The organism is Plantibacter sp. VKM Ac-2885, assembly GCF_015351205.1.
Taxonomy (GTDB): Bacteria; Actinomycetota; Actinomycetes; order Actinomycetales; family Microbacteriaceae; genus Plantibacter; species Plantibacter auratus.
The window spans coordinates 1,243,222-1,267,804 of the sequence record NZ_JADKSK010000001.1 but is presented as its reverse complement, the minus strand read 5'-3'; the positions used below and the strand labels follow the sequence as shown (position 1 = coordinate 1,267,804).

Below are 24,583 nucleotides of genomic sequence, written 5' to 3'. Positions count from 1 at the left end.
ACCGGCACCCGCTACCGGGGCAGACGGACCCCGATGCGCTCCAGGTGTGCGTTCGAGAAGGTGCCGGCCGGGTCCAACTCCTCGAAAAGGTCCCGCGCGTCGGCCAGCCGCGGCACGACCTCGGCGATGCGCTCGGCGGTCAGGAGGTTGAGCTTGCCCCAGTGCGGGCGGGCACCGAAGGGCGCGAGCGCCTCCTCGATCGCGGGCAGCACGGCCCGGACCTCCTCGGGCAGGTTGCGCCAGGTGAAGTGCACGGCGAGCATCTCCCGGTGGTACGCACCGCTCAGCCAGAGCTTGTCGGGCGCCGCCGTGCGCAGTTCGGTCACGAGCAGCAGCGGGGCGATGCGGTCGCCGAGCGCGCGCAGGGCCGTGATCGCGGCGGGTCCGTCGGCGCGGTCGATGAAGTACTCGGTCTGGATCTCGTCGCCGTTGCTCGGCGTCGACTCGAGCCGGAAGTGCGGCAGCCGCTCCCACCAGTCACCGGGGACACCGCCCTGCAGCGTGAGGTTGTCGGGGTCAGTCTCGACGAGGTTGCCGGCAGTCAGGGAGTCCCGCTGCACGCCGAGCCACGACTCCGGGACCACGGGCAGCTCGTCGTTACCAGCGGCCAGGCGGGTCTTCCACCAGATCTGCTCGACGGTGTCGCCGAGCCAGTTCGTGAAGATGCTGACGCTGTAGGCACCACCGGTGACGCCCTCGAAGTCGGCGAGGACGGCGTCCCACGGGACGTCACGGTAGACGTCCTGGCGCACGCGGTAGGCGGGCTGCACGTCGACCGTCACGCGCACCACGATGCCGAACGCGCCGAGCCCGACGACGAGGCCGTCGAAACCGGGGTCCCCACGACGGACGTGGACGAGTTCGCCCGTGGCGTCGACGTACTCGAGACCGCTGACGGCTGAGGACAGGATGCCGTTGTCGTTGCCGGATCCGTGGGTGCCGGTCGCGATCGCGCCGCCGATGGAGATGTGCGGGAGCGAGCCCATGTTGTGGAAGGCGAGGCCCCGTTCGGCGAGCCAGGCGGCGGCGATCCCGTAGCGCGTCCCGGCTCCGATCGTCACCGAGCCGGCAGCCTCGTCGAACACCGGGTCGGCGGGGAGGTCGAGCACGGTGATGAGCGTGCCGTCGGAGTCGGCGAGGTCGGTGAACGAGTGTCGGGTGCCGAGGGCGCGGACGCGCGTGCCCGTCCTGGCGGCCTCCGCGACGAGTGTGCGGACCTCGTCGATCGACGTGGCGTTCACGATCCGCGGCGCTGCGAAGGTGTGTGTACCGGCCCAGTTGCGTTCAAGCGTCATGAGCGCAAGCTTGCCAGAGCCGGGACGACCCGCAGGCGTTCCCGAAACATTTCCGATCAGGCGGGCGGGGCGGCGTGCTTGTTCTCGAGCAGGACACCGACGGAGACGAGCACGACCGCGCCGAGGAACTGCGCGATGATCCAGGGGATGCCGCTGAACGGGAGCGGGAGGACCGGGTTCCACACGATCGCGACGAGCAGCGTCGGGATCATCCAGAGCGGCTGCTTGGCCTGCCAGGCGAACACGGCCATGATGAGCGCGAGGATGCTCACCACGAACAGCACGATCGTGAAGGCGTCGAGCTCGAGCAGCGCGAGCCCGAGCATGAGCGCGACCGCACCCATGATGCCCGGGATGAGCGCCGGGCGAAGGGCGAAGGGTGCGGGTGCGGGGGTCGGACTCGGCATCCCACGAGTTTACGTGGAGCGGCGGGGCGTCGCCGAGCGGTGCGGCGGGGCCGATGCGGCACAATCGCTGCATGGGGGTTCTCATCTACGGTGCCGGAAGTCACTACGACTTCGACGACCGCGTGCTCGCCCACCTCCGGGCGGCGATCGGCAACAAGCTGCGTCGTCGGGAGTCCTTCTTCGTCGAATGGACGAAGGGGGCCGTGGACGGCGGTGGGCGGGTGAGCCTCTGGATCACGAGCGACGTCCCGTTGCAGTTCCGGTTCGCGCAGCCGGAGCCCTCGGTCAACCAGGCGTGGGTGCGCGCCCTGCTCGACTCCTCCTACACCCCGGGTGGCATGATCCTGACGCCCGAACCCGACGCATCGGCCGCATGATCAGGACCGCCCACACCCGATGATGACCGGTCAGTCGGCGTCCTCGACGCGGGCGAAGCGCGGTCCCTCGTAGCCGTCGCGCGAGACGGGCTCGACGAACATCGCGAGCGGTCGCACCCACGACGTCGGCGGGGTCGTGGTCGTCCGATAGAAGACGTACGGCTCCTCGGTCTCGCTGTGGCGTCCGACGCCGATGACCTCATACCGCGCGCCCTTGAAGTGCCGGTAGGTGCCGGGCTCGACGCCGAAGGACTCGCCGTCGTCGGTGCTGGCCGTGCTGTCGTCGCTCATGCCGCGATTCTAACCAGCGGGCGTCGCGGAGTCAGTGCTCTCCTCGTCGGCGCGGAGCTCGGACACGTGCTGCACCAGACCCTGCATCTGGCGGGGAAACGCCTCGCCGATGTCGATGCCGAACCGGTCGGCGAGCACGAGACACGACCAGACGGCATCACACAGTTCGTGCTCGAGCTGTTCGAGTCCGATGCCGTCGATGCGACGCGTCCCTTCGAGCGTCATCACGATCTTGGCCAGGTCACCGACGTCGCCGACGAAGCCGAGGGCGACCTCCTGGTTCGTCCACGGACGTCCGATCCGCTTCGTGCTGAGATCGTCGTAGGCGGCGGCGACCTCCATGGCGTGGGCGTTCAGCGTTGCGAAGTCCTGAGTCATCCCCAGAGCCTAGTCAGCGCGCAACGAGGATCCCAGGCACTCACCCGGCGGTCGGCACCACGTCCCAGTGCTCGCGGATGAGCTTGTCGTCGACCCGGAAGATGTCCGCCGCCAGAACCGGGTCGTCGGCCTTCGCTCCAACGCTCTGTGAGAACGTCCACACGAGGTCACCGTCGCTCAGCGAGATGACCGACTCCTGCGGCGGGAAGGTCGCGGATCCCGAGAAGAACGACTTGAGCGCTGCCGTGCCGTTCGGTGCGACCGGGTTGTGCTGGAGGTAGGCGGGGTCGAAGGCCTTGTCGAGGATCGAGACGTCCTGGTCGCGGAACAGCGTGTTGTACGCGCTGACCGCGAACGTCCGGTTCTGTTCCTCCTGCTTCTCCGACGGCGCGACCGCGGGCTTCGCCGGGCTGTAGAGGTCGCTGAACATCGTGTTGGTGTTCCCGCTCGCGGGCGTCCCGGTCGCGATCGGCTGATCGAATGCCCAGCGCTCGACGACGGCGCCGTCCCGCACCCGGAACAGGTCGACGGCGGCCTCGCCCGTCCGTTCGTCGGCCGGGTCGGAGGCGACCTGGTAGTGCACGGCGACGAGGTCGCCGTCGGCGGCGGTGTGCTTGACGACCGCCTGCGCCCCGGGGACCCGCGTCCGGTCGGCGGTGAACTCCGCCAGGAGCCCGCTCGGACCGGACTTCTGCCCGGAACCGTGCGCGACGGCGTCGGCCGCGACGAGCTTGTCGGTCGTGGCCACCGCCTTCGAGGAGGCGGGGTCGGGGAAGGCGTCCGTGTAGAGCTTGAGCACGGCGGCGAGGTTCTTCTGCTCGGTCTTCGAGTCGCTGCGGTCGCCCGTCGAGCCGCCGTCGGCACTTCCCTTCCGCGCCGTCGAGACCGAGGACGACGGATCAGGCACGGCTGCCGAGGTGGCCTGGCACCCCGCAAGCAGTGAGACGCCGGCGAGGACGGCGGCGGTGCGGACGAGGGGGACGACGAGGGCGCGTGATCTGGTCATGGAATCACTGTGCGACGGCGTTCTGAACCTCAGGTGAGGTGTCCCTGGGCTTCGCTGGGAATCCGTGTCTTTCAGTTCCGCTGCGGTTGAAACCACCCGCAGTCTGCTCTCGCGGCTCGCATCCGCTCGCACCGTTCTCTACCCTGGGTGCAACGACCGTGACATCCGGGGGATGCATCGTGGGCCTGATCCAAGACGTGGGCGGTGGGCTGCTGCTGGCGCTCGGACTCCTGCTCGCCGGGCTCGTGGTCTTCCTCGTCCTCGCCCTAGGCACCCAGTACGTGCGGATGCGCCGCCGACGGCCGCGGGGGAAGGAGGCTCGTGCCGACGCCGAGCTCCGAGCGCAGTTGCTTGATGAGGGCTTCACCACGAGCGAGGCCGCGGATGCGATCCGGTCCAGCGATCCTGCCCTGGACTCGGAGAAAACTCACCATGACTGAGTCATGGCTCCTGGTCCTGATCCCCATCTGCAGCGTCCTCGCGATCTGGTCGGCACTGCAATTCCTAGCGGGAAGCAAACGGGTCAGCGTCGGGGTCCTCGTCACCATCGTCTGTGTCTACCTGCTCGGGGCCCTCATCGTGCTGTTCGGTGGGCCGTTTCTGGCGCAGATCGACCCTTCATCGGATGAACTGACGGCTCCCTCCATCGACGGAGGTCTCGTGATGGCGTACCTCGGCCTGGTCGCTGGCGCACCGGCTGTCATCACAGCACTCGTGCTCCTTGCCGGGTACTGGGCTCTGGCACGGCTCTCACAGAGGACCGCTGGGGTTTCGGGTGGGCAGATGTAGCGCGACTCGTAACGCCCCGACGGCGAGACGACCGCGAACTGCTACTCGCGACCCTGCCTGTTGGTATCGTCGCTGCCCCCCCTCCCCCCGTTACGGGCGGCACATCGACGAAAGCCCCTCCATCCCAGCGGCCTCATAACCGTCGGAAATCGGAAACGATCGAAGAGCGTCTCAGGTGTGCACATTTTCGCGCGCTGCGCCTGGCTAAGCTCGCCCCAGGTCTTACGAGTTCTGGTACATATCCCTGCCGTCGGGGCAACGGTTCAGGGGTGAGTCGGAGGAAGATGCGGCGAACCGTGAACTATCTGAACTCGTTGACCGTGGGTGGGAGCCGGTGAACGCGACCCGTCCGGGAGCGATTGGACCGATCGGGTTCCTGCTGCGGAAGGAGAAGTGATGAACGATCGCACGCCGCCGGGTGTTCCGAAGGAAAAAGCGAGCCGTCCAGCGAAAATCGTCGCGTGGGTTGCCGTGATCGTGTTGGTGGCACTAGTCGTGTGGATTGCGGTGAACACTGCAGGTTTGGTGTGACATGTCGAGTCGCTCGGAGCAGCACTACCCCGCCGCGCCGCAAGATCTCGGGAGCAGGTCGTCACACACGGAATGTGCGGCCTCGAAAGAGAAGAAGCCCCCTCCGTCCCGGTGTTGCTCGGGGATGGAGGGGGCTTCTTCGTGGCGGTACCGGTGGGATTTGAACCCACGGTGCTCTTTCAAGCACACAACTTTTCGAGAGTTGCACCTTCGGCCGCTCGGACACGGTACCGGGGTCGAGTGTAATAGAAGACGAGCCCCGACGCGAATTGAGCGATGCCGGTCATCCACAGGCGGCGCGGAGGGCCGGCGGTGTCGGCGGGCGCGCTTAGGCTGGCCGCATGGCCAAGGCACCCTCCCCCGCATTCCGCTGCACCGAATGCGGCTGGACCACCGCCAAATGGGCCGGCCGATGCGGCGAATGCCAGCAGTGGGGCACGGTCGTCGAAGCATCGGCTCCCACCGGTGTCCTCGGCAAGCTGACTCCGATCCGCGCCACGGACGAACGCGCCGCACGCCCCATCACGCAGGCCAGCGCCGACGAGGCTCCACGCTGGTCGAGCGGCATCGCCGAGTTCGACCGGGTGCTCGGCGGCGGCATCGTCCCCGGCGCCGCGATCCTCCTCTCCGGCGAGCCGGGCGTCGGCAAGTCGACCCTGCTGCTCGAGGTCGCGTCCCGCGCGGCGAAAACCGGTGCGCGTGTCCTCTACGTCAGCGCCGAGGAGTCGGTCAGCCAGGTCCGCCTCCGCGCCGAACGCACCGGGGCCCTCCACGACGACCTCTACCTCGCCTCCGAGACCGACCTCGCCACCATCCTCGGCCACATCGACCAGGTGCAGCCCAAGCTCCTCATCGTCGACTCCGTCCAGACCGTCTCCTCCTCGCAGTCCGACGGCCTCGCCGGACAACCCGGCCAGGTCCGCGAGGTCTCCGCCGTCCTCACCCGCATCGCCAAGGAACGCGACCTCCCGGTCCTGCTCGTCGGCCACGTCACGAAAGACGGCTCGATCGCCGGCCCCCGGCTCCTCGAGCACCTCGTCGACGTCGTCTGCCAGTTCGAGGGCGACCGCCACACCGCGCTCCGCTTCCTCCGCGCACAGAAGAACCGCTTCGGCGCCACCGACGAGGTCGGCTGCTTCGAGATGGCCGGCGACGGCATCGCCGAGGTCCCCGACCCGAGCGCCCTCTTCCTCAGCCAGAACGAACCCGTGGCCGGCACCTGCGTCACCATTGTCATGGAGGGACGCCGCGCGCTGCCCGTCGAGGTCCAGGCGCTCATCAACAAGACGCAGGCACCGAACCCCCGTCGCGTCACCAACGGCGTCGACCCCTCCCGTGTCGCGATGATCCTCGCGGTGCTGCACGGCCGCTACTCCTACGACCTCACCGACCACGACGTCTACATCTCCACCGTCGGCGGCGTGAAGATCAGCGAACCGGCAGCCGACCTCGCGATCGCCCTCGCCCTCGTCTCCGTCATACGCGACCTCGCCCTCCCCCGCGACCTCGCGGCCTACGGGGAGATCAGCCTCAGCGGCGAAGTGCGCCCGGTGAGCGTCGCGAAGCAGCGCGGCTCGGAGGGCAACCGCCTGGGCTACAAACTGCTGCTCAACTCCGACGTCAGCAACGACCTCAAGTCGGTGCTGGGCATCGCGAAGACCGCAGCCGAGGCCGCACGCCCCGCCCGACGCGAACGCGAGCTCGACGCCGCCTTCTGAGCGGACCCGCCCACCTGCCTGCTCCAAGAACCAGAGCAGGGGCATGCTGTTCACAACTCCTGCGGACTGGTCCCGCAGGGCCCCAGAAGCAGACCTGTCCGCGTTCGGACGACGACGTGCAGGAGTTGTGAACCGCGGACGCCGCCGAGAGCAGGACCTGCGGTCGGGGTCGGGCTATTCGGCGGCCGGCGCCTCGAGCTCGAGGACCCGCAGCAGTTCCTCCGGCGACGCCTGCAGCGAGTGCGGACCCGCGACGTCGAAGAGCACCGTCTCGATGTCGTCGCCGTAGGTGCGGAGGAAGCTCGCCAGCCAGGTGCCGTCGTGCAGGCCGACGTAGGGAGGCAGGGCGGCCGGCTTGTTCTTCGCATCGGAGAAGAGGAGCAGCGCGAGCCTCGCGGTCTCGGGCTGACGGAACATCCAGACCTCACCGGTCTCCGTCGGCTTGTCGGGGTTGCCCGGCTTCATGAGCGGGACGACGAACCGGCCGTTCCGCAGCGCGAGTGCCACGGCCACCATGTCGCCGGCGGCGAGGGCTGCGGCCAAAGGCTCGGAACGGAACTCGGGTCGCTTCTGCTTCGCCATGCGTCCATTGTCGCAGGCCGGTGCGGGGCTGCGGGTCGAGCACTTCGACAGGCTCAGTGACCGGGGAGGGAGCGGCTCAGTGACCGGGGAGGGAGCGGCTCAGTGACCGGGGAGGGAGCGGCTCAGTGACCGGGGCGGGAGCGGCTCAGTGACCGGGGGGCGGCTCAGTGACCGGAGCGGCTCAGCAAGCAGGTTTCGTCAGTTGAGCAGGAACTGCGCGCTGTCGGCGGAGGCGAAGCCACCGATCGACGTGTTCAGGTGGTACGAGGCGCCACCGGCGGGCACCGGGTCGCGCGGCTGGTCGCAGGTGTCGGGCGCCGACCGCGTGCGGTCCCAGGTGATCGGGGGGTTCGACGAGACCGTCTTCCCCGGCTCGAGGAGCACCTGCTGGTCACTCGGTGCCGTCTGGCAGTCGGTCGACGTCCAGTACGGCTCCTCACCGCTCGACACCGTGAAGACCTGCTGACTTGTGCCGGCGTTCATCGTGCACGCGGCCGAACCGGTGTTCGTCACGCTCAGCGAAAGCTGCGGGAGTTCGTCCGCCGCGAAGCTCGTCCCGTTCACGACCGCCTCGACGCGGATCTGGTCGGCGGTGCACGCGGCCGCCGAACCGGGGTCGGTGGTCGCGGCCTCATCGATCGGTGCGGTCGTCGACGCCTCAGGAGCCGGCGTCGGCGCGGGGGTCGCGGTGGGCGTCGGGGTCGTCTTCGCGGCGGTGTTCTCGGTGCCCGGACCCGACGCGAGCCGGACGATGAGCACGATGACCAGGACGATGACGGCGAGCAGGACGCCGAACACGATCAACCTGCGTCGCCAGTAGACGGCGGGCCGCTCCGGTCCGCGGGGATTCGTGAGGCTCGACATGCTCACAGATTAAGTGCAGTGGCGCGGAAACGCCCGATGCCCCGCCGTCGGTGCGGACCGTGGTCCGACCGATGACGGGGCATCGGGATGATGCTGGGTGGTGCTGGGTGGTGCGAGCGCCTAGAGCTGCTGCGCCGAGCGACGACGGGCGATCACGAGCGCGAGACCACCGACGAGGAGCAGAGCGGCGAGCGCCGCGTTCCCCCACGGCTCGGCACCGGTCTTGCTCAGGCTTCCGTCCTGGCTTCCGCCGGCCGTACCCGAACCGGTCCCGCCGCCCGCACCGGGCTGGGTGCCGGGGTCGACCGCCGCAGCCTGCACGACGATGTCCTGCCAGCCGATGACGTTGCCGTCGGCGTCCTGGACGACGAGGCGGTGGGCACCGACCGGGGCGTCCTCAGGAACCGTGACCTGCACGTTGCCATCCGCGTCGACCTGCACGAGGCCGTCGCTGACGAGGATCGGGTCGGAGTGCAGCCAGACGCTGACCCAGGTGCCGGCGTACTCCTTGCCGACGTGGATCGTGGCGAGCTTGCCGATGATGAAGTCGGTGATCGCCTTGATCAGGTCCTTGAGCGCCTGGATGAGCGCGGACTCCGGTGCGGGCGTCGGCGGCGTGACCACCGGCGGCGTCGCGACCGTGAGCGGTACCGTCAGCGTCGTCCCCGACTCGAGTGCCGTGAGGCGCACCGTCGCCGCGCCGTCAGCGGTACCCGCCGGGACGGTGAAGGACACTGTCGCGGCCCCCGCGGTGACCGGGACCGTCCCGATCGGCGAGCCGTTGAGTTCGATCGCCAGCGAGGTGTTCACCGGGCTGCCGGTCGAGGTGAGGTCGAGCTTCGCGACGTCGAACGAGACCGTCTTCCCAGCGGCGACCGCTGCGGTCGGCGCATTCGTGACCTGCACGCTCTGGCGGGCGAAGTCCGGGGACACCGGGCTGTTCGCCGTCAGGTAGGCGATCCACGCGTCGCGGTCGACGAGACCGGAGTCGCGCGTGTCCGTGCCGTTCGCGAACTCACGGAAGTTGTCGCCACCCTGCAGCAGGAAGCTGAAGGAGCCGATCCGGTAGCTCTTGCTCGGGTCGATCGGCGCACCGTTCACCGTGATGCTCGTGATGCGCTGCCCCTGGGCCTTCGTGGGGTCGAACGTGTACTGCACGTTCGACGACAGTCCGAGCTGCAGGTACGGACGGGACGGGACGTTCCCGGCCGCGTCGAGCTGCCACTGCTGCTCGAGCACGGTCTTGAACTGCGCACCCGTGAGCGAGGTCGTCCACAGGTTGTTGAGGAACGGCAGCACCGCGTTCGCCTCGGCGTACGTGATGTCGCCCGCGAGGATCTCCTCACGCATGCCACCCGGGTTGACGATGCCGATGTCGGCTCCGCCCCGGTCGGCACTCGAGAGCGAGGCGCGGAGCGAGTCGGCGACGAGCGCACCGAGCGTCGACTCGGCGCCGCGGTCGTCCTTCACCCCGTTGTTGAACGCGCGGGTGATGTCGGCCTTCGCCTCACCGATCTTCTGGTTGCCGATCTCCGCCGCGACCGCGAGGGCCTTGTCGGTGATCGTCTTGACCGTCGCGACCGCCGGGAACTGCTTGACCAGGTCGGCCTCGGCCACCGTGGTGCGTGCGACGTTCTTCGCCGTGTAGGCGGTGACGTCACCCGACGCGCGGTCGACGGTCAGCGTGATCTGACCGATGAACTCGCCGTAGCTGCCGGTCTGGAGCACCGGGCGGGTCTTGCCGGTCACGCCGGGGATCGGAGCGTCCCACGCGTACTGCTTGTGCGTGTGGCCGGTGAAGATGGCGTCGACGTCCGCGCTCGTCGTGGTGACGATCTCGGTGAAGGCGCTCTGTTCGGCGAGCTCCTGCTCGAGGGTCGCGCCGTCCGGCGTGCCGGCTCCGGCACCCTCGTGGTACTCGGCGACGATGACGTCCGCCTCACCGTTGGACTCGTCGCCGTCGGTGAGCTGCGCCGCGACGCGGTTCACAGCCTCGACCGGGTCCCCGAAGTCGAGGTCGGCGATGCCGGCGGGCGACACGAGCGTCGGCGTCTCCTGGGTGATGGCACCGACGACGGCGACCTTCACTCCGTCGATGTCGAGGATCGTGTACTCCTTGAGCGCCGGGTTCTTCGTGCCCTTCTGGTACACGTTGGCCCCGAGGTACGGCCAGGCGGCGTTCTTCCCGTCGGCCATGACGCGGCCGACGAGGTCGCCGTAGCCCTGGTCGAACTCGTGGTTGCCCACCGCGGAGGCCTTCAGGCCGAGTGCGTTGAGCACGTCGATCGTCGGCTGGTCCTGCTGCGACGAGGAGGCGAAGAGCGAGGCGCCGATGTTGTCACCAGCGGAGATGAACGCCGTCTGGTCGGGCGCGAACATCGCCTTGAGCTGCTCGATCGTGCCCGCGAACTTCGTCGTGTTGGCGTCGATCCGACCGTGGAAGTCGTTGATGTTGAGCAGGTTGACGGTCGCGGACTCGCTCGCGTCGGCGCTGATGCCGACGATCACGGGGTCGTGGTCGCTCGAGCGGAACATGTCCGGCAGGTTGAAGTCGGTCACGTTCGCGTTGTAGCGGGAGTACTCGAGGGCGATCGACTCGACGGAGTTGATGTTCCACACGTCGGCACCGGTGACACTCTGGTCGGCTTCCGGCGACGCGAAGATGTGGTCGAGGGATCCGACCGCGCCTTCGTACGCGTAGGTGTACTCGCCGGTCTTGGCCTCCTGGCTGATGTAGCCGGCGTCGCGGAGCACGTCCAGCGGGTCCTCGGCGTCGTAGGAGTTGAAGTCACCGACGAGGAAGACCTTCTTCGTTCCGATGTCCTTCGAGACCGTGTCCGCGAAGCTCACGAGGGCCTTGGCCTGACGCGTGCGGTCGCCGGTGAAGGCGCCCTGACCGGTGTTGGCGTTGTCGCCGGTGGCTGCTGCCGAGGTGCTCTTCGACTTGAAGTGGTTCGCGATCACGAGGAACGTCGCCGCGTCGTCAGCACCCTTGGGCTTGAACGCCTGCGCGTCGGGCTCGCGGGCGTTGTCGAAGGCGGTCGAGTCGAGCAGGATGCGCGATTCGCCGACGGTCTCGACGGTGGCGGACTTGTAGATGAAGGCCGTGCGGATGACGTCCTCGTCCGTGGGGACCTTCGCAGGCGACGGGACGAACGTCCAGGTGCCCTCGCCGGCATCGGCGTTGAGCGCCGCGGTCAGCGTCTTGAGGGCGTCGTCGCGGTCGAGGCCGATCGAGGCGGAGTTCTGGATCTCCTCGAGCGAGACGACATCGGCGTCCAGGGCGTTGATCGCCGAGACGATCTTCGCCTGCTGGCGAGCGAGGCTCTCGGCCGTCGCCGCACCTCGGACACCGCAACCGGCGGCGTCGGAGTTGTTCACCGTGGTCTTGCCGCCCTGACGGTCGGTGTAGAAGGTGCACCCGGTGCGGGAGTCGCCGGTGGTGGCGAAGTAGTTGAGGACGTTGAAGGTCGCGAGGGACACGTCACCACCGACACCGCGAGGCGAGGTGGAGCGCGTGTTCTCGAACGTGGCCGGCTGCACGGTCGCCGTGTTGGCACCGGTCAGCTGCTGCGTGGGCTGGAACTTCCAGTTGCTGTTGCGGAAGTCGAAGACGACCGGAGCGGTGAAGTCGACGGCGGCACCGACCCGGACGGGCGCGGTGGTCGAGAGGTACGGCAGCGGGGTGCCGGTGTTCTCCGCCTTCGAGAAGTCGACGGTCGCGCCGTCGTCGAGGACGACCTTCTCCGCCGGGACCCGTGCCGCGGCTGCGAGAGCCTCAGCGGAACCGGGCTTGCCGAGGACCGTCGGCGTGACGAACGGCGTCGTCGATGCCGCGAGCGCGATCTCGCCGTAGCGGTTCGTGCTGTAGTTGTCGGTGACCGTGTAGTCGCCGGCGGGGTCGAGCAGCATGCCCTCGAGGCGCTCGCGCTCCTCGTCGGTCGCCGGGAAGGCGACACTGGCGGCGGTCGGCGCGGCGACGCCGGTGGCGTCGAGTGCCGTGACGGCGGCCGCGTCCGTGACCTTCAGCTGCGTCAGTCCGTAGTACTCGTCCACGACGCCGGTGACCTGCAGGTACTGGCCGACGGTGACGGTGCCGACGGTCGCCGGCGAGTAGACGAAGACGCCGTCGGACGCGAGGTGCGTCGCCGGGTCGATCGCTCCACCGGTGCCCGCGGTCTGCAGGTAGTAGCCGTTGAAGCCGCCGGTCGGGAAGCTCGCGGTGACGAAGCCCGTGGTGGTGACCGTCTGGCCGACCATCGTGCTCGCGGCGCCGGTGCCCTGGATCTCCGCGATCGTCGCCGTGCCGGGCTCGACCGGGGTGGTCGGGTCGGTGGGCTCGGGAGTCGGCTCCGGGGTGGGCTCAGGGTCGACCGGGGTGTCGCCCGCGCTGTTCTGCGGCGTGACCGTGTCGCTGAGCGTGAAGTCGGCGGCGTTGCTGTCGGTGTCGGCGAAGGCGGTGCGCACGATCGACTGCGGCACGTTGTTCGCTGATGGGGCGGGCGACACGGCGGTCTCGAAGGTGTTCGACGTGCCGTAGCCGAGAAGGTCGACGACGGCGGGGTCGCCGACGACGGAGCCGGCTGTGAGGGTCACTGAGGAGGTCGAGGCGACGAGGGCGATCGTGCCCTTGGAGCCCGACGCGTTCAGCTCGCTGGCCACGTCGGGTGTCGGCAGAGCCGCGCCGACCGCGCCGTTGCTGCTGCCCGAGACGAGGAAGTAGCCGCCGGCCGCGATCTTCCCGGTGAGCGGAACCGTCGTCGACGACGCCGCGGTGCTGGTCGCCGAGCGGTACTGGATCGACCAGCCGCTGACGTCGACTGCCGCGTCGCTCGGGTTGTAGAGCTCGACGAACTTGTTCAGGTAGGGCGCATTCGCGCTCCCGCCCGAGAGGTAGGCCTCGTTGATGACGACGCCGAGGCCGTCGGTCGAGGCGACGGCTGGTGTCGCCACGAGGGGTGCGGCGACGAGCCCGGCAAGGGCGGCGAAGGCGGACAGCCTCCACGGGTGTTTGAACGACATGTGGCTCCGAATCGAGGGCCGTCCTCGTTCGGAGCGCGCGACAACGCACCCCCCATTCGAGGCACAGACGATGGGTAGTGCCTCACAAGCTAACCGACATGCGTGACGGAAGACCACCGCGAATGTGAACGGCACGTAAATCCGGGCCTGCTCATCTGAGCACGGGCTTCGCGTTGGAAACGTGCGAAATCGCTGATCAGCGAGGTATTGTGAACGGTCTCATCGGTCACTCCGACGAGCGCCAACCTTCAAGCTGTGGTTCAGAGCAGCTTGAGCATGCGGGTGTTACCGAGCGTATTCGGCTTGACCCGCGCGAGGTCGAGGAACTCCGCGACACCTTCGTCCGACGAGCGCACGAGCTGTGCGTAGACCTCGGGTGGGACGATCTCCTCGCCGATCTCCTGATAGCCGTGCTTCGTGAAGAAGCCGGTTTCGAAGGTCAGGCAGAACAGGCGACGCAGGCCGAGCTCGACCGCGTCGTGCTCGAGGCGCTCGACGAGCGCGTGACCGACCCCGGTGCCGAGGTGGTCTGCGGAGACGGCGAGCGTGCGGACCTCACCGAGGTCCTCCCAGATGACGTGCAGCGCGCCGCAGCCGATGAGTTCGCCGTCGGGTGTCTCGGCGACGCGGAACTCCTGGACCGCTTCGTAGAAGACGACGTCGTCCTTGCCGAGGAGGATGCGCTGCTGCACGAGTGGTTCCACGAGCGCCTGGATGCGTCGGACGTCGCTCGTGCGGGCGCGACGGACGACATACCCCTGCTGAGCCTGCTCGACCATCCCGCCTCCTCCTGTCAGAACCTCCGAGAAGTCTACTGACGCCAGCGCGATGCTCCCGACCGAGCGCGGGTTGGTGGGCGTCAGCGCGGTGCGCTCGAGCGAGCGCTGCCGAAGCGGCGTGAGCGCTACCCAGCCGCGTGAGCGCGGGCCTCCAGAGGGGCGCGCTCGGTCCGGTGGGGCGCGCTCACGTCAGCGCACCGCGCTGGCGCCGGACATCGGAGTGACGGCACCGGATCACGAGGGGCGGATCAGTGCCAGGACCTCGGGCCCGCGGTGCCGGCCGGGTAGGTGTCGATCGACACCTCGTCCTTGCGCCACGCCTTGAGGACGGGCGCCACGATCCGCCAGCACTGCTCGGCGACGTCACCGCGCACCGACAGGGTCGGGTCTCCCTCGAGGATGCTCGACAGGACCTCGCCGTAGGCACTGAGCTGTCCGGCCTGGAGTTCGGCGTGGAGGGCGACCGGGTCAAGTTCGAAGGGGTCGTCCTCGCCGTTGATCATCAGGTCGAGGTCGAGCGACGCCGGCTTCAGGCCGATGCGGAGCCGCGCCGGGGTCTTCATGCCGTGCAGGCCGGACGGGAGGTGCGGCACCGGCTTGAAGGTGAAGACGATCTCCTGACGGGTGTCCGCCAAAGCCTTCCCGGAGCGCAGCACGAACGGGACACCGGCCCAACGCCAGTTGTCGATCGCGAGCGTCATCTCGGCGAGCGTCTCCGTGTGGTGCGACGGGTCCACGCCCTGCTCGTCGACGTAGGCGGGCAGCTTGCGGTCGCCGATCGTCCCGGCGCCGTAGCGTGCACGCCGACTCTCCGTGCCGTTCGCCTTCCACGGTCGGGTCGCTCGCAGCACCTGAGCCATGCCGCCGCGCAGATCCTCCGCGTCGACGCTCGCCGGTGGCTCCATGGCCGCGAACGCGAGGACGAGGAGCAGGTGACTCTGGATCATGTCGATCAGGGCGCCCGCACGGTCGTAGTACCCGGCGCGGCCCTCGAGCGCCAACTGCTCGTCGAAGACGATGTCGACGCGTTCGACGTTGTCGGCCGAGAGGAGCGGCTCGAAGATGCGGTTCGCGAAGCGCAGGCCCAGCAGGTTGAGGACCGTCGACTTGCCGAGGAAGTGGTCGACGCGGAACACCTGCTCCTCCGGCACCAGGTGCTGGAGCAGACGGTTGAGCGAGCGGGCGGAGGCGTAGTCGGTGCCGAACGGCTTTTCGAGAGCGAGCATGATGCCCTTGGGGAGCTCCAGCTTCCGCAGCGCCTTGCAGGCGAGCAGGGTGATGGCGGGCGGCAGGGCGAAGTAGAGGGCAACGTTCGCTCCCGCGGCCGCGAGGACCCGTTCGAGCGACGCCGGGTCGGAGACATCGGCCTGCACGTAGGTGGTCTCGGCGACGATCGTCTCGGCGAGCTTCGACGGGGCGTCCGCGAAGGCGGTCCTGACGCGCTTCCGCCAGGCCTCGTCGCTCGACTCGGACCGGTCGACCCCGATGAGGCGCACCGCCTCGCCACGCGGGGAGGCGAGGAGCGATGCGAGTCCGGGCAACAGGAGTCGGGCCGTGAGATCGCCCCCGGCACCGAGGATCACGAGGGTTCGAGGGGCGGAGGATTCCGAGGTGGCGGCGGTCATGCGGCGATCCTACGCGGTGGGCCGACGAGGTCGCGCGGCCTTGCGCCCTCCCGAGGTCCATCCCGGTCCAGCGCGATGCGCTGACGCGAGCGCGAGGGTGTGGGCGTCAGCGCGGTGCGCTGACGCGAGTGGCGCGGTATCGGCCTCACCGCGGGTCAGGGACGTGGGCGCGCCCCTCCGGAGACCCGCGCTCACGCCCTGGACCCGCGCTCACGTCAGCGCACCGCGCTGGCGACCGACCACAGCACACCCGGGCGGGCAGGCAGTACTGTGAGCGCATGCGACTCGGAGTCCTCGACGTGGGATCGAACACCGTCCACCTGCTCATCGTCGATGCCCACCCGGGAGCGCGGCCGATCCCCCAGTCGTCGCACAAGTCGGTGCTGCGACTCATGCGATACCTCACGCCGGATGGATCGATCAGCGAGGAGGGCGTCGCGGTGATCCTCGAGTCGATCGGTGCAGCGGCGGCGATCGCTCGCGAGAGCGGCCTCGACGAACTGCTCTCGATGGCGACCTCGGCCATCCGCGAGGCGACGAACGGGCCGGAGGTCCTCGCCCTCGTCGAGGAGCGGACCGGCATCGCCCTACAGGTCCTCTCCGGTGACGACGAGGCGAAGCTCACCTTCCTCGCCGTCCGCCGCTGGTACGGCTGGTCGGCCGGCGAGATGCTCCTCCTCGACATCGGTGGCGGCTCACTCGAGATCGCGGCCGGCGGCGACGAGTACCCCGATGTCGCGATCTCCCTCCCGCTCGGCGCCGGACGCTCCACCGTCGGCTTCCTCCACGACGACCCACCGACCGCCGCACAGCAGGAGGCGCTCCGCCTGCACGCCCGCGAGGTGCTCGCCGAAGCACTCCCCGCGTTCGCCGAGGAGCCCGACGCCCATCACGTGGTCGGGTCATCCAAGACCATCCGCTCCCTCGCACGCCTCGCAGGATCGGTGGCCGACGGCATCGGTGGCACCGAACGGTCGCTGCTCCGGCGCAGCCAGCTCGACGACTGGATCCCGCGCCTCGCCCGCATTCCGGCTGAGGCCCGCCCCGCGCTCCCCGGGATCACCGCCGACCGCACCTTCCAGATCGTCGCCGGCGGCATCGTCCTGTCCGAGGCGATGGCCGCCTTCCGCGTCCGCGAGCTCGATGTCTCCCCCTGGGCGCTCCGCGAGGGCATCATTCTCCGCTACCTCGACCGCCTCGGCTGACCGCCGCTGTTCGTTCGCCCAGGTTTGGGCGAATGAGCGCCGAATCGCCCGAAGATGGGCGAACGAACACTCCCGACACGACGAAGGCCCCCACTCCGCGGAGTGGGGGCCTTCGGTGACTCGGGACTACTCGCCCGTGATCGCGAGGTCCGGCGTGGCCGAACCCGTACCGAGCGACGCCTGCGCGTTGACGCCGGCACCGACCGACTCACCGCGAGCCGAGGTCGTGAAGGCGAACGCGCCGTTCACGAAGTCGACGTGCACGTGGTCGCCGGCGTTGAGCTCGCCGTGGAGGATCTGCTCGCTGAGCTGGTCCTCGACCTCGCGCTGCATCGCACGACGCAGCGGACGAGCACCGAGGGTCGGGTCGAAGCCGACCTCGATGAGGCGCTCCTTCGCCGGCAGCGTGAGCTCGATCGTCATGTCGCGGTCGAGCAGACGCTCCGAGAGACGCTTCGTGAACAGGTCCACGATTTGCAGGAGTTCCGGCTTCGACAGCTGCGGGAACACGATGATGTCGTCGACACGGTTCAGGAACTCGGGCTTGAAGTGCTTCTTCAGCTCCTCGTTCACCTTGCCGCGCATGATGTCGTACCCGGTCGAGGCGTTGCCCTCGATCTGGAAGCCGACCGGACCACCGGCGATGTCACGAGCACCGAGGTTGGTGGTCATGATGATGACGGTGTTCTTGAAGTCGACGACGCGACCCTGACCATCCGTCAACCGGCCCTCTTCCAGGATCTGGAGGAGAGAGTTGAAGATGTCGGGGTGGGCCTTCTCGATCTCGTCGAAGAGCACGACGCTGAACGGCTTGCGGCGGACCTTCTCGGTGAGCTGGCCACCCTCTTCGAAGCCGACGAACCCGGGAGGAGCACCGAACAGTCGCGAGACCGTGTGCTTCTCGCCGTACTCCGACATGTCGAGGGAGATCAGCGCGCCTTCGTCGTCGAACAGGAACTCGGCGAGCGCCTTCGCGAGCTCGGTCTTACCGACACCCGTGGGGCCGGCGAAGATGAACGAGCCCGAGGGACGCTTCGGGTCCTTGAGGCCGGCACGCGTGCGGCGGATGGTCTTGGAGAGCGCCGAGATGGCCTCCTCCTGACCGATGACCCGCTGGTGCAGCGCCTTCTCCATGAAGACGAGTCGCGAGGACTCCTCCTCCGTGAGCTTGAAGACGGGGATGCCGGTCGCCTGGGCGAGCACCTCGGCGATCAGGCCCTCGTCGACCTCGGCGGTCGTCTTGACGTCGCCCGAGCGCCACTGCTTCTCGAGGCGCAGACGCTCGCCGAGGAGGTTCTTCTCCTCGTCGCGGAGGGACGCCGCCTTCTCGAAGTCCTGCTCCTCGATGGCCGTCTCCTTGGCCTCGCGGACGCCGGCGATCTTGTCGTCGAACTCGCGCAGCTCCGGCGGGCTCGAGAGGATCGACAGACGCAGGCGTGCACCGGCCTCGTCGATCAGGTCGATGGCCTTGTCGGGCAGGAAGCGGTCGGAGATGTACCGGTCGGCGAGGTTCGCCGCCGAGACGAGCGCACCGTCGGTGATGGACACCTTGTGGTGTGCCTCGTACCGGTCGCGCAGCCCCTTGAGGATGTTGATCGTGTGGGGCAGCGACGGCTCCATGACCTGGATCGGCTGGAAGCGACGCTCGAGTGCGGCGTCCTTCTCGAAGTGCTTGCGGTACTCGTCGAGCGTGGTGGCACCGATGGTCTGGAGCTCACCGCGGGCGAGCAGCGGCTTGAGGATGGAGGCCGCGTCGATCGCGCCTTCGGCGGCACCGGCACCCACGAGGGTGTGGATCTCGTCGATGAAGACGATGATGTCGCCGCGGGTGCGGATCTCCTTGGTGACCTTCTTCAGGCGCTCCTCGAAGTCACCGCGGTAGCGGCTACCGGCGATGAGCGAGCCGAGGTCGAGCGAGTACAGCTGCTTATCCTTCAGCGTCTCCGGGACATCGCCCTTGACGATCGCCTGGGCGAGACCCTCGACGACGGCGGTCTTGCCGACGCCGGGCTCACCGATGAGGACCGGGTTGTTCTTCGAGCGACGGGAGAGGATCTGCATGACCCGCTCCATCTCCTTGTCGCGACCGATGACCGGGTCGAGCTTGTTGTCGCGCGCGGCCTGCGTGAGGTTGCGGCCGAACTGGTCGAGGATCTGCGACCCGCCCTGCGCCTGCTGCTCACTCTGGTTGCCGCCGACCGGGGCTGCTTCCTTGCCCTGGTAGCCGGACAGCAGCTGGATGACCTGCTGGCGCACGCGGTTGAGGTCGGCGCCGAGCTTCACGAGGACCTGGGCTGCGACGCCCTCGCCCTCGCGGATGAGGCCGAGCAGGATGTGCTCCGTGCCGATGTAGTTGTGGCCGAGCTGCAGCGCTTCGCGCAGGCTCAGCTCCAGCACCTTCTTGGCGCGCGGCGTGAACGGGATGTGTCCCGTCGGCTGCTGCTGGCCGGTGCCGATGATGTCGGTGACCTGCTCGCGCACGGCATCGAGGGAGATCCCGAGGGACTCGAGTGCCTTGGCGGCGACTCCTTCTCCCTCGTGGATGAGGCCGAGCAGGATGTGCTCGGTCCCGATGTAGTTGTGGTTGAGCATCTTGGCCTCTTCCTGGGCCAGGACGACGACACGACGCGCACGGTCGGTGAATCTCTCGAACATGATCACTCTCCTCCGGCACCGGGCAGGGTGGTGATGCCGTTAGTAGGAGCGTAACGACCGCCGCAGCTCTCTTCGCCCCTGTTCGCCGTGGGCGTGATGCGCGGCCACCGGGAACGCCGCAGCGCACGTGCACCGGGCACGTGCGCTGCGGGTGTCGGCTGATCGCGGCTCGGTCAGACCGGGAACCGGACGGTCGCCGCGAGGGCGCCCCCACCAGGGACGTCGTCGGCACGGACGGCGAGGATCCGGGCGTCGGAGAGCAGCGCCCGGCGGAGGATCTCGTCGATCACGCCGTAGTTCGTCGCGTCGGCATCGTCGGCGAGCGTGACGACACCGGTGGTCTCGTCGACCGTGCCCGGCAGGTTGCTGTCGATGTCGACGAACAGGGTGTCGACCGCGTTCGCCGTCGCGGCGCGTGCCACGTCGCCGAGGTCGGTCACGGCACGGCCGTTCGACGCGCGGGTGCCGAACTCCTCGCACAGCGCGTGCAGCTCCGCGGCGTACAGCTCGTCGAGGATCGGGCGGGCCGCTGCGGCGAGCTGCTCGTCCGAGCGCTCCTGCTGGTTGCCCTCGATCTCGGGCTTCACAAGGTGCTTGTAGCTCGAGACGGACCGGAAGATCCCCGTCATCGGTTCGGCGCCCGCGAGGATGAGCGGCTCCTTCGAGCCGGCGAGCACCGGCGACAACGCCTTGTTGATCGCCTGCGCGTACTCCTGCATCCGGACCTTCTGTCCTTCGGAACCCTGGATGCGTCCCTGGGGGCTGCGTCCGTCGGAACCGCGACCCCGGATCGAGTCGACACCCGCGGCCGCGGCCACGTCGGCGGGGACACCCTCGAGCTCGATGCTCGTGGCCGGCAGATCGCGCGAGACGGCGACGAGTCGCACACCGCTCTGCGCGAGCGCCAGGACATAGGCCGATTGCGGGAAGGTGAGCGCACGCATCAACGGCTTGATGAAGAAGCGGTCCGAGACCTCCGTGCAGGACTGGAGGATGTTCGGGACGCGGAAGTAGCGCGTGAGGCTCGGGCTGATGTACAGCGCGAGACTCGACGACAGGTAGCGGAGGAAGTCCGGATCCTCCTGGAGGTCGTCGACCTGCTGCGTGAACGTCGCGATCGCCGCCCGGTCTGCTCCCGCGGCCGTCAGCTGCTCGACCGCCACCTTCACCTGGTTCTTGAGGTCCAGGCGGATATGGCTCGTATCCGAGGGGTTGGTGCTCGTCGCGAGGATGATCGACACGCTGCCCGGCTCGCGAGCGGTGGCGAGCTCGACGATGTCGGAGCGGGTCGGAATATCGGTGTGGTGCACTGATGCCTCCTTCGATCGCGTCAGGCGAAGGGTCGACCGGGAGCAGGCGACGCCGTCGTGGGCCTGACTTGACCCCAGTATAGGGAGCGCCCACCCCTCGATCCGGGGTCGATTCTGCGGACATTCGGAGCCGGGTCGGGCCGCGGGACCTCGATCCCGCGGCCCGACTCACGGCCTCGTCACTCGGTCGTGACCGAGCTGTCCGTCGGCTGCTCCGATGCGACGAGGCGTCGCGTCCGCCGCAGCGCGAGGACGAGCAGACCGGCGACGACGAGCAGGCCGGCCGCGAGGAGGGCGCCGGTCGTGAGCCCGGCGCCGGTGACGGCGAGCGGACTCGCGGTGTCCCGGCTGGACGTGCCCTCCGGCGCACCCGGCGTCGCGCCCGGCTGTTCCGGCTCCGGGCCGGTCCCGGGGTCGGTCGCGATGAGACCGCCGTTCCAACGGAGGTCCTCGCCGTCGGCTCCGCTCGGCGACGGGTCGGCGATCACGATGTCCGGCATGACCCACTCCGCAGGGTCGATCGCGGAGTTCCGGAGATCGTCGTCGCCGACCCGAGGCGACGTGGCGTCGGCCACCAGGTCGTCCGGGAGTCGCACGTCGATCCGGTAGGCACCGGAGAGGACCGCGTCGAACCGGTACCGTCCGTCGGCGTCGGTCATGGCGGTCCGGGTGACCGGCTCACCGCGCTTGTCGGTGCCGGTCAGTTCGAGCTCGACGTCTGCGACACCAGGCCCCGGCGTCCCGTCGAGCCCGTCGTCGTCGAGCCCGTTCGCGTCGAGATCCCACCAGATGCGTTCGCCGAGCGCCGAGCTCACCAACTGGGCCGCGACCTGAGGCGATTGTGCGCCGAGCGATTGCGTCGCGGAGTGCACGACGGCGTCGTTCACGAACCGCGCGTCGACCGCGGCACCGGTGGTCGCCAGCTCGTAGGCGACGACCACGGGCGCGAACGGCGCGAGCTCGGCGACGGTGGCCTCGATCGCGGTCGCCTCCGCGATGGACGCCGGGCAGCCGGTCATGCCGAACTCGTCCGCCCCGCACCACCGCGCTCCGTCCGGCAGGGTGCCGAAGCCGTCGTCGACGACGGGGTCGATGTGGCTCGCGACCGCGTCACCGGGCGCCGCCGTGTAGCGGAGGTCCGCTCCGTCCGACGAGGCCGGACCCGCCAGGACGCCCTGCCCGGTCGAGCCACGTTCGTCGCCCGGGTACGGGAGGACGTCGATCATCCGCACCTCGCGCTGCACGGCCCCGGCGCTCATGTTGCCGAAGACGACGTCGACCTCGACCGCGTCGCCGAATTCGACGACGGACCGGGCGACGTGCTTGTCGATCTGTAGCCCGGAGGGGGTGGTGACCACCATCGACTGCCAGGAGTAGTGGGAGTCGAGTCGTCCTGGCTCCGCGGGGAAGTCCGTCAGGGACCCCGGGTCGTCCGGACTCGCGACGATCGCACGATTGAGGAACTGTCCGACGGAGAACCGGTCCGAGACCGCGGTGTAGGCGATCACTGGCTCGGCTCCCTGTCGGATCCGCCCGAGGTCCCAGGTGAGGAGCGTGCTGCCGTCCGCCTGCGGGACCACGGTCGTGGCCGCCGGGGTCGCCGAACCCTCGTCGAAGAGGAACCCGGCCGGCAGGGAGTCCGTGACCGTCACGGCGTCAGCTCGATCGGCCACCCCGTCGGGGGTGATGATCTGCGGACGCACCTCGAAGGTGATGGGTGAGCCAGCCGCGATCGGTGCCGGCGCGCCTGGCGCGACCTCCGGCGAGATGGCCCGCTTGTTGAGCGTGACCGCCGCGTTCGCGGCGACCAGCTGATCACCACGGGGGTACTGTGCGTTACCCTCGGACGCGCGATACCGGCCGTGCCACCATCCGTCCTCGACCCAGGCGGTCGCCGACTCCCGGTCCGGACCGTTGCCGGAGGACTTGATGCTGTAGGTCTCGGTGATCATGGTGCCCACGTCGAGGCCCGGTTTGGCCTGTAGTTGCACCCACAGGGTCACGCTCGTGCGGGGCGGGAGCTCGCCGTCGACGGGACGAAGACGGACCTTCGTGATGTCGTCGGTGTCGACGAGTGACGGGTCGGAGACCCACGTGTCGTCGGCGTCGTCGCAGGTGGTCGCATCCATCTGCGACTGCCGGGTCTCGGCGTCGGCCGCGGCGTCGACACTGGGCGTCGTCCCGTACTCGACGATCACGGCCCCGGCCGTGGAGCGGAACTCCGCCGGGTCACCACCGCCGGGACGCTCACCGACCTGCTGGGTGGCCGGGTCGAACACCGCGCAGAGCACGGCGCCGGTCAAGGCACTCGTCGTGGTGTTGTTCCAGGCGACGGTCTGCTCGAACCGCTGGCCGCCGGCGACAGGCCCGTCGCCGGAGCCGGCCGTGCTCTGTCCGGGCACCATGCGGTTGTCGGTCCGGCGGTCGGAGTACCGGCTCGCGTGGTCTCCGCCGCCGGTGCGCTGCGCGATCGTCGCCGTGGCGCCGTTGTCCGCCAACGGCTCCGGAACGTTCGGCAGGGGCGTCCCGTCGGCAGCGACACCCGTCACACGGAGATCGACGAGGTCCAGCCGCACGGGCAGGGCGCCGTTCGCCGGGACGTCGTCCTCGGGCACGAACACGCCGAATCGTCCAATTGCGAGGTAGCCCTGCGCCGTGATCGCGGAGCCGGAGGCGGACCGCGACGGGATGTGGTCGCCGCTCAGGTCGGCCCCACTGACCGTGACGAGGACGGAGCGGCCGTCGGCTGCCGGCTCGCAGGTCCAGGTCCCGGAATCCGAGACCGCGTCGTCGCCTCCGCCCGCCGCCTTCGGGAAGACCGCGGAGTCGAAGGCTCCGGTGAGACAGCTCTGAGGCACTGGCCTCCCCTCAGGGTTGACGGTCGCGAGCCGCGCGCCGGCTGGATACCCGTTGAGATCGATGACGAAGGTGACGTCGCCCACGACGTTCCCGGATCCGCGAGCGCCGCGTCCCTCGTCGGTGCCGAAATCGGTGATCGAGAGGTAGGTGTCGTGTGCGATGTACCAACCCACCGTGCCGTCCTGCTCCTGCACGCCGTCGACGACCGGCCCCCGTCGGACGCCGACGTTGACGCGCGGGCCGCTGCTCACCACCAGATCCGGTGCGGTCGTGCTGGCCCGGATCTCGGACCCGTCGGCGGCGTCGGCGGCGATGATCTCGATGCCGTCCTGCGGTGCGCTGATGACGGTGCCGTTCGCCGGCGCGGTGGTGAGCATCGCGGTGAGCTCGATGGCGCTCACGGAGTTCGGGAGGACGTCGGAGCGGACGCAGTCGAGGACGGCGCGATCGGGACTGACCGTCGATCCGGCGACGCAGTACCCCGGCAACTGATCGACGGTGGGCCACTGCAACCCTTCGGGCAGCCGCTGTCGGACGACCACCCGGTTGTCGCGGGCGGCACCGCGCAGCTGCGCCTCGATCGTGTACGTCACGGCGTCGTGGGACCGCAGCACCGCGTCGTCGGGTGAGACGTCGAGCCCCGGACCGGGCGCCGGATCGAAGGGAACGCTCCCGGTGGCGGTGCGCTGCAGTGACGTGTTGAGGCCGAGCGCCTGGGTCGAGGCGGCAGCGGGAGTCGAGGTGGTGTCCGGTGCCGTGACCGGCAGCATGGCGCCGCCGGTGACGGCGACGATGGACAGGGCGCCGAGCGCCCTGCGGAAGAGGATGGTGTTCACGTGGGTCCGACCTTCTGGAGGAGAGGGGGCCGTCACACGATACACAAATTGGTC

19 protein-coding genes and 1 tRNA gene are annotated in these 24,583 nt (G+C 69.1%); 6 read left to right on the top strand and 14 right to left on the bottom strand.

The annotated features are described in order from the left end of the window. Window positions 1-11: 11 nt before the first annotated feature. On the bottom strand, window positions 12-1,295 hold the full coding sequence (locus ITJ66_RS06145) for an FAD-binding protein (RefSeq protein ID WP_194644015.1): 1,284 nt from the start codon (window positions 1,293-1,295) through the stop codon (window positions 12-14). Between the two features lie 56 nt (window positions 1,296-1,351). Further along, a complete protein-coding gene (locus ITJ66_RS06140) occupies window positions 1,352-1,702 on the bottom strand; it encodes a DUF6804 family protein (RefSeq protein WP_138946469.1) in 351 nt (116 codons plus the stop codon). Between the two features lie 71 nt (window positions 1,703-1,773). On the opposite strand from ITJ66_RS06140, the gene ITJ66_RS06135 reads away from it, so the two are divergent. Beyond that, window positions 1,774-2,079 carry a hypothetical protein gene (locus tag ITJ66_RS06135; RefSeq protein ID WP_137242219.1) on the top strand — a complete coding sequence of 102 codons (306 nt, stop codon included), beginning with the start codon at window positions 1,774-1,776 and terminating at the stop codon, window positions 2,077-2,079. Window positions 2,080-2,109: 30 nt separating this feature from the next. On the opposite strand, the gene ITJ66_RS06130 is transcribed toward ITJ66_RS06135, so the two are convergent. From ITJ66_RS06130 to ITJ66_RS06120, 3 genes are read right to left on the bottom strand one after another with little or no spacing between them, the layout of a single operon-like run. Then, a complete protein-coding gene (locus tag ITJ66_RS06130; RefSeq protein ID WP_192018684.1) occupies window positions 2,110-2,370 on the bottom strand; it encodes a DUF1653 domain-containing protein in 261 nt (86 codons plus the stop codon). Window positions 2,371-2,379: 9 nt separating this feature from the next. Beyond that, window positions 2,380-2,748, bottom strand: a complete 369-nt coding sequence (locus ITJ66_RS06125) for a nucleotide pyrophosphohydrolase (protein WP_199862232.1) — start codon at window positions 2,746-2,748, stop codon at window positions 2,380-2,382. 40 nt (window positions 2,749-2,788) lie between these two features. After that, window positions 2,789-3,754 (bottom strand): nuclear transport factor 2 family protein, encoded by a 966-nt coding sequence (locus ITJ66_RS06120; RefSeq protein ID WP_194644013.1) that lies wholly within the window; start codon window positions 3,752-3,754, stop codon window positions 2,789-2,791. 179 nt (window positions 3,755-3,933) lie between these two features. Between ITJ66_RS06120 and ITJ66_RS06115 the strand changes: the two genes are divergently transcribed. The 3 genes from ITJ66_RS06115 (at window position 3,934) to ITJ66_RS19990 (ending at window position 5,074) form a co-directional block, all read left to right on the top strand. Further along, entirely contained in the window at window positions 3,934-4,194 is a 261-nt protein-coding gene (locus tag ITJ66_RS06115) for a hypothetical protein (RefSeq protein WP_194644010.1), read from the top strand. Further along, window positions 4,187-4,543 (top strand): hypothetical protein, encoded by a 357-nt coding sequence (locus ITJ66_RS06110; protein ID WP_137242224.1) that lies wholly within the window; start codon window positions 4,187-4,189, stop codon window positions 4,541-4,543. Before ITJ66_RS06115 ends, ITJ66_RS06110 begins: the two co-directional genes overlap by 8 nt. A 396-nt stretch (window positions 4,544-4,939) precedes the next feature. Beyond that, window positions 4,940-5,074, top strand: a complete 135-nt coding sequence (locus ITJ66_RS19990; protein WP_255528001.1) for a hypothetical protein — start codon at window positions 4,940-4,942, stop codon at window positions 5,072-5,074. A 142-nt stretch (window positions 5,075-5,216) separates the two neighbouring features. On the opposite strand, the gene ITJ66_RS06105 is transcribed toward ITJ66_RS19990, so the two are convergent. Next, a tRNA-Ser gene (locus tag ITJ66_RS06105) sits at window positions 5,217-5,306 on the bottom strand. Between the two features lie 109 nt (window positions 5,307-5,415). Here ITJ66_RS06105 and radA point away from each other — a divergent pair. Then, a complete protein-coding gene (gene radA / locus ITJ66_RS06100) occupies window positions 5,416-6,792 on the top strand; it encodes a DNA repair protein RadA (protein ID WP_085510174.1) in 1,377 nt (458 codons plus the stop codon). A gap of 174 nt (window positions 6,793-6,966) precedes the next feature. On the opposite strand, the gene ITJ66_RS06095 is transcribed toward radA, so the two are convergent. The 5 genes from ITJ66_RS06095 to ITJ66_RS06075 all read right to left on the bottom strand — a co-directional run bounded on the left by ITJ66_RS06095 (window position 6,967) and on the right by ITJ66_RS06075 (window position 15,664). After that, window positions 6,967-7,374 carry an SseB family protein gene (locus ITJ66_RS06095; RefSeq protein WP_079705172.1) on the bottom strand — a complete coding sequence of 136 codons (408 nt, stop codon included), beginning with the start codon at window positions 7,372-7,374 and terminating at the stop codon, window positions 6,967-6,969. Window positions 7,375-7,572: 198 nt separating this feature from the next. Continuing rightward, window positions 7,573-8,238 carry a hypothetical protein gene (locus ITJ66_RS06090; RefSeq protein ID WP_137242227.1) on the bottom strand — a complete coding sequence of 222 codons (666 nt, stop codon included), beginning with the start codon at window positions 8,236-8,238 and terminating at the stop codon, window positions 7,573-7,575. A 120-nt stretch (window positions 8,239-8,358) separates the two neighbouring features. Further along, a complete protein-coding gene (locus ITJ66_RS06085) occupies window positions 8,359-13,260 on the bottom strand; it encodes an ExeM/NucH family extracellular endonuclease (protein WP_194644008.1) in 4,902 nt (1,633 codons plus the stop codon). Window positions 13,261-13,520: 260 nt separating this feature from the next. Continuing rightward, window positions 13,521-14,039, bottom strand: coding sequence for an amino-acid N-acetyltransferase (locus ITJ66_RS06080; protein WP_191940570.1), 519 nt, complete (start codon window positions 14,037-14,039; stop codon window positions 13,521-13,523). 248 nt (window positions 14,040-14,287) lie between these two features. Then, window positions 14,288-15,664 (bottom strand): glucose-6-phosphate dehydrogenase, encoded by a 1,377-nt coding sequence (locus ITJ66_RS06075; protein WP_194644006.1) that lies wholly within the window; start codon window positions 15,662-15,664, stop codon window positions 14,288-14,290. Window positions 15,665-15,942: 278 nt separating this feature from the next. On the opposite strand from ITJ66_RS06075, the gene ITJ66_RS06070 reads away from it, so the two are divergent. Then, a complete protein-coding gene (locus ITJ66_RS06070; protein ID WP_194644004.1) occupies window positions 15,943-16,869 on the top strand; it encodes a Ppx/GppA phosphatase family protein in 927 nt (308 codons plus the stop codon). 126 nt (window positions 16,870-16,995) lie between these two features. Here ITJ66_RS06070 and ITJ66_RS06065 read toward each other — a convergent pair whose 3' ends face one another. The 3 genes from ITJ66_RS06065 to ITJ66_RS20115 all read right to left on the bottom strand — a co-directional run bounded on the left by ITJ66_RS06065 (window position 16,996) and on the right by ITJ66_RS20115 (window position 24,529). After that, on the bottom strand, window positions 16,996-19,524 hold the full coding sequence (locus ITJ66_RS06065; protein ID WP_064294324.1) for an ATP-dependent Clp protease ATP-binding subunit: 2,529 nt from the start codon (window positions 19,522-19,524) through the stop codon (window positions 16,996-16,998). Between the two features lie 173 nt (window positions 19,525-19,697). After that, window positions 19,698-20,834, bottom strand: coding sequence for a hypothetical protein (locus ITJ66_RS06060; RefSeq protein ID WP_137242232.1), 1,137 nt, complete (start codon window positions 20,832-20,834; stop codon window positions 19,698-19,700). 179 nt (window positions 20,835-21,013) lie between these two features. Then, on the bottom strand, window positions 21,014-24,529 hold the full coding sequence (locus ITJ66_RS20115) for an SdrD B-like domain-containing protein (RefSeq protein WP_194644002.1): 3,516 nt from the start codon (window positions 24,527-24,529) through the stop codon (window positions 21,014-21,016). Window positions 24,530-24,583: the final 54 nt, after the last annotated feature.

Coding starts and splice junctions, on each gene's coding strand:
- ITJ66_RS06125 (WP_199862232.1), bottom strand. CDS start 2,748: ATGACTCAGGACTTCGCAACGCTGAACGCCCACGCCATGGAGGTCGCC.
- ITJ66_RS06140 (WP_138946469.1), bottom strand. CDS start 1,702: ATGCCGAGTCCGACCCCCGCACCCGCACCCTTCGCCCTTCGCCCGGCG.
- ITJ66_RS06080 (WP_191940570.1), bottom strand. CDS start 14,039: ATGGTCGAGCAGGCTCAGCAGGGGTATGTCGTCCGTCGCGCCCGCACG.
- ITJ66_RS06130 (WP_192018684.1), bottom strand. CDS start 2,370: ATGAGCGACGACAGCACGGCCAGCACCGACGACGGCGAGTCCTTCGGC.
- ITJ66_RS06065 (WP_064294324.1), bottom strand. CDS start 19,524: ATGTTCGAGAGATTCACCGACCGTGCGCGTCGTGTCGTCGTCCTGGCC.
- ITJ66_RS06145 (WP_194644015.1), bottom strand. CDS start 1,295: ATGACGCTTGAACGCAACTGGGCCGGTACACACACCTTCGCAGCGCCG.
- ITJ66_RS06090 (WP_137242227.1), bottom strand. CDS start 8,238: ATGTCGAGCCTCACGAATCCCCGCGGACCGGAGCGGCCCGCCGTCTAC.
- ITJ66_RS06110 (WP_137242224.1), top strand. CDS start 4,187: ATGACTGAGTCATGGCTCCTGGTCCTGATCCCCATCTGCAGCGTCCTC.
- ITJ66_RS06095 (WP_079705172.1), bottom strand. CDS start 7,374: ATGGCGAAGCAGAAGCGACCCGAGTTCCGTTCCGAGCCTTTGGCCGCA.
- ITJ66_RS06120 (WP_194644013.1), bottom strand. CDS start 3,754: ATGACCAGATCACGCGCCCTCGTCGTCCCCCTCGTCCGCACCGCCGCC.
- ITJ66_RS19990 (WP_255528001.1), top strand. CDS start 4,940: ATGAACGATCGCACGCCGCCGGGTGTTCCGAAGGAAAAAGCGAGCCGT.
- ITJ66_RS06085 (WP_194644008.1), bottom strand. CDS start 13,260: ATGTCGTTCAAACACCCGTGGAGGCTGTCCGCCTTCGCCGCCCTTGCC.
- ITJ66_RS06075 (WP_194644006.1), bottom strand. CDS start 15,664: ATGACCGCCGCCACCTCGGAATCCTCCGCCCCTCGAACCCTCGTGATC.
- radA (WP_085510174.1), top strand. CDS start 5,416: ATGGCCAAGGCACCCTCCCCCGCATTCCGCTGCACCGAATGCGGCTGG.
- ITJ66_RS06070 (WP_194644004.1), top strand. CDS start 15,943: ATGCGACTCGGAGTCCTCGACGTGGGATCGAACACCGTCCACCTGCTC.
- ITJ66_RS06135 (WP_137242219.1), top strand. CDS start 1,774: ATGGGGGTTCTCATCTACGGTGCCGGAAGTCACTACGACTTCGACGAC.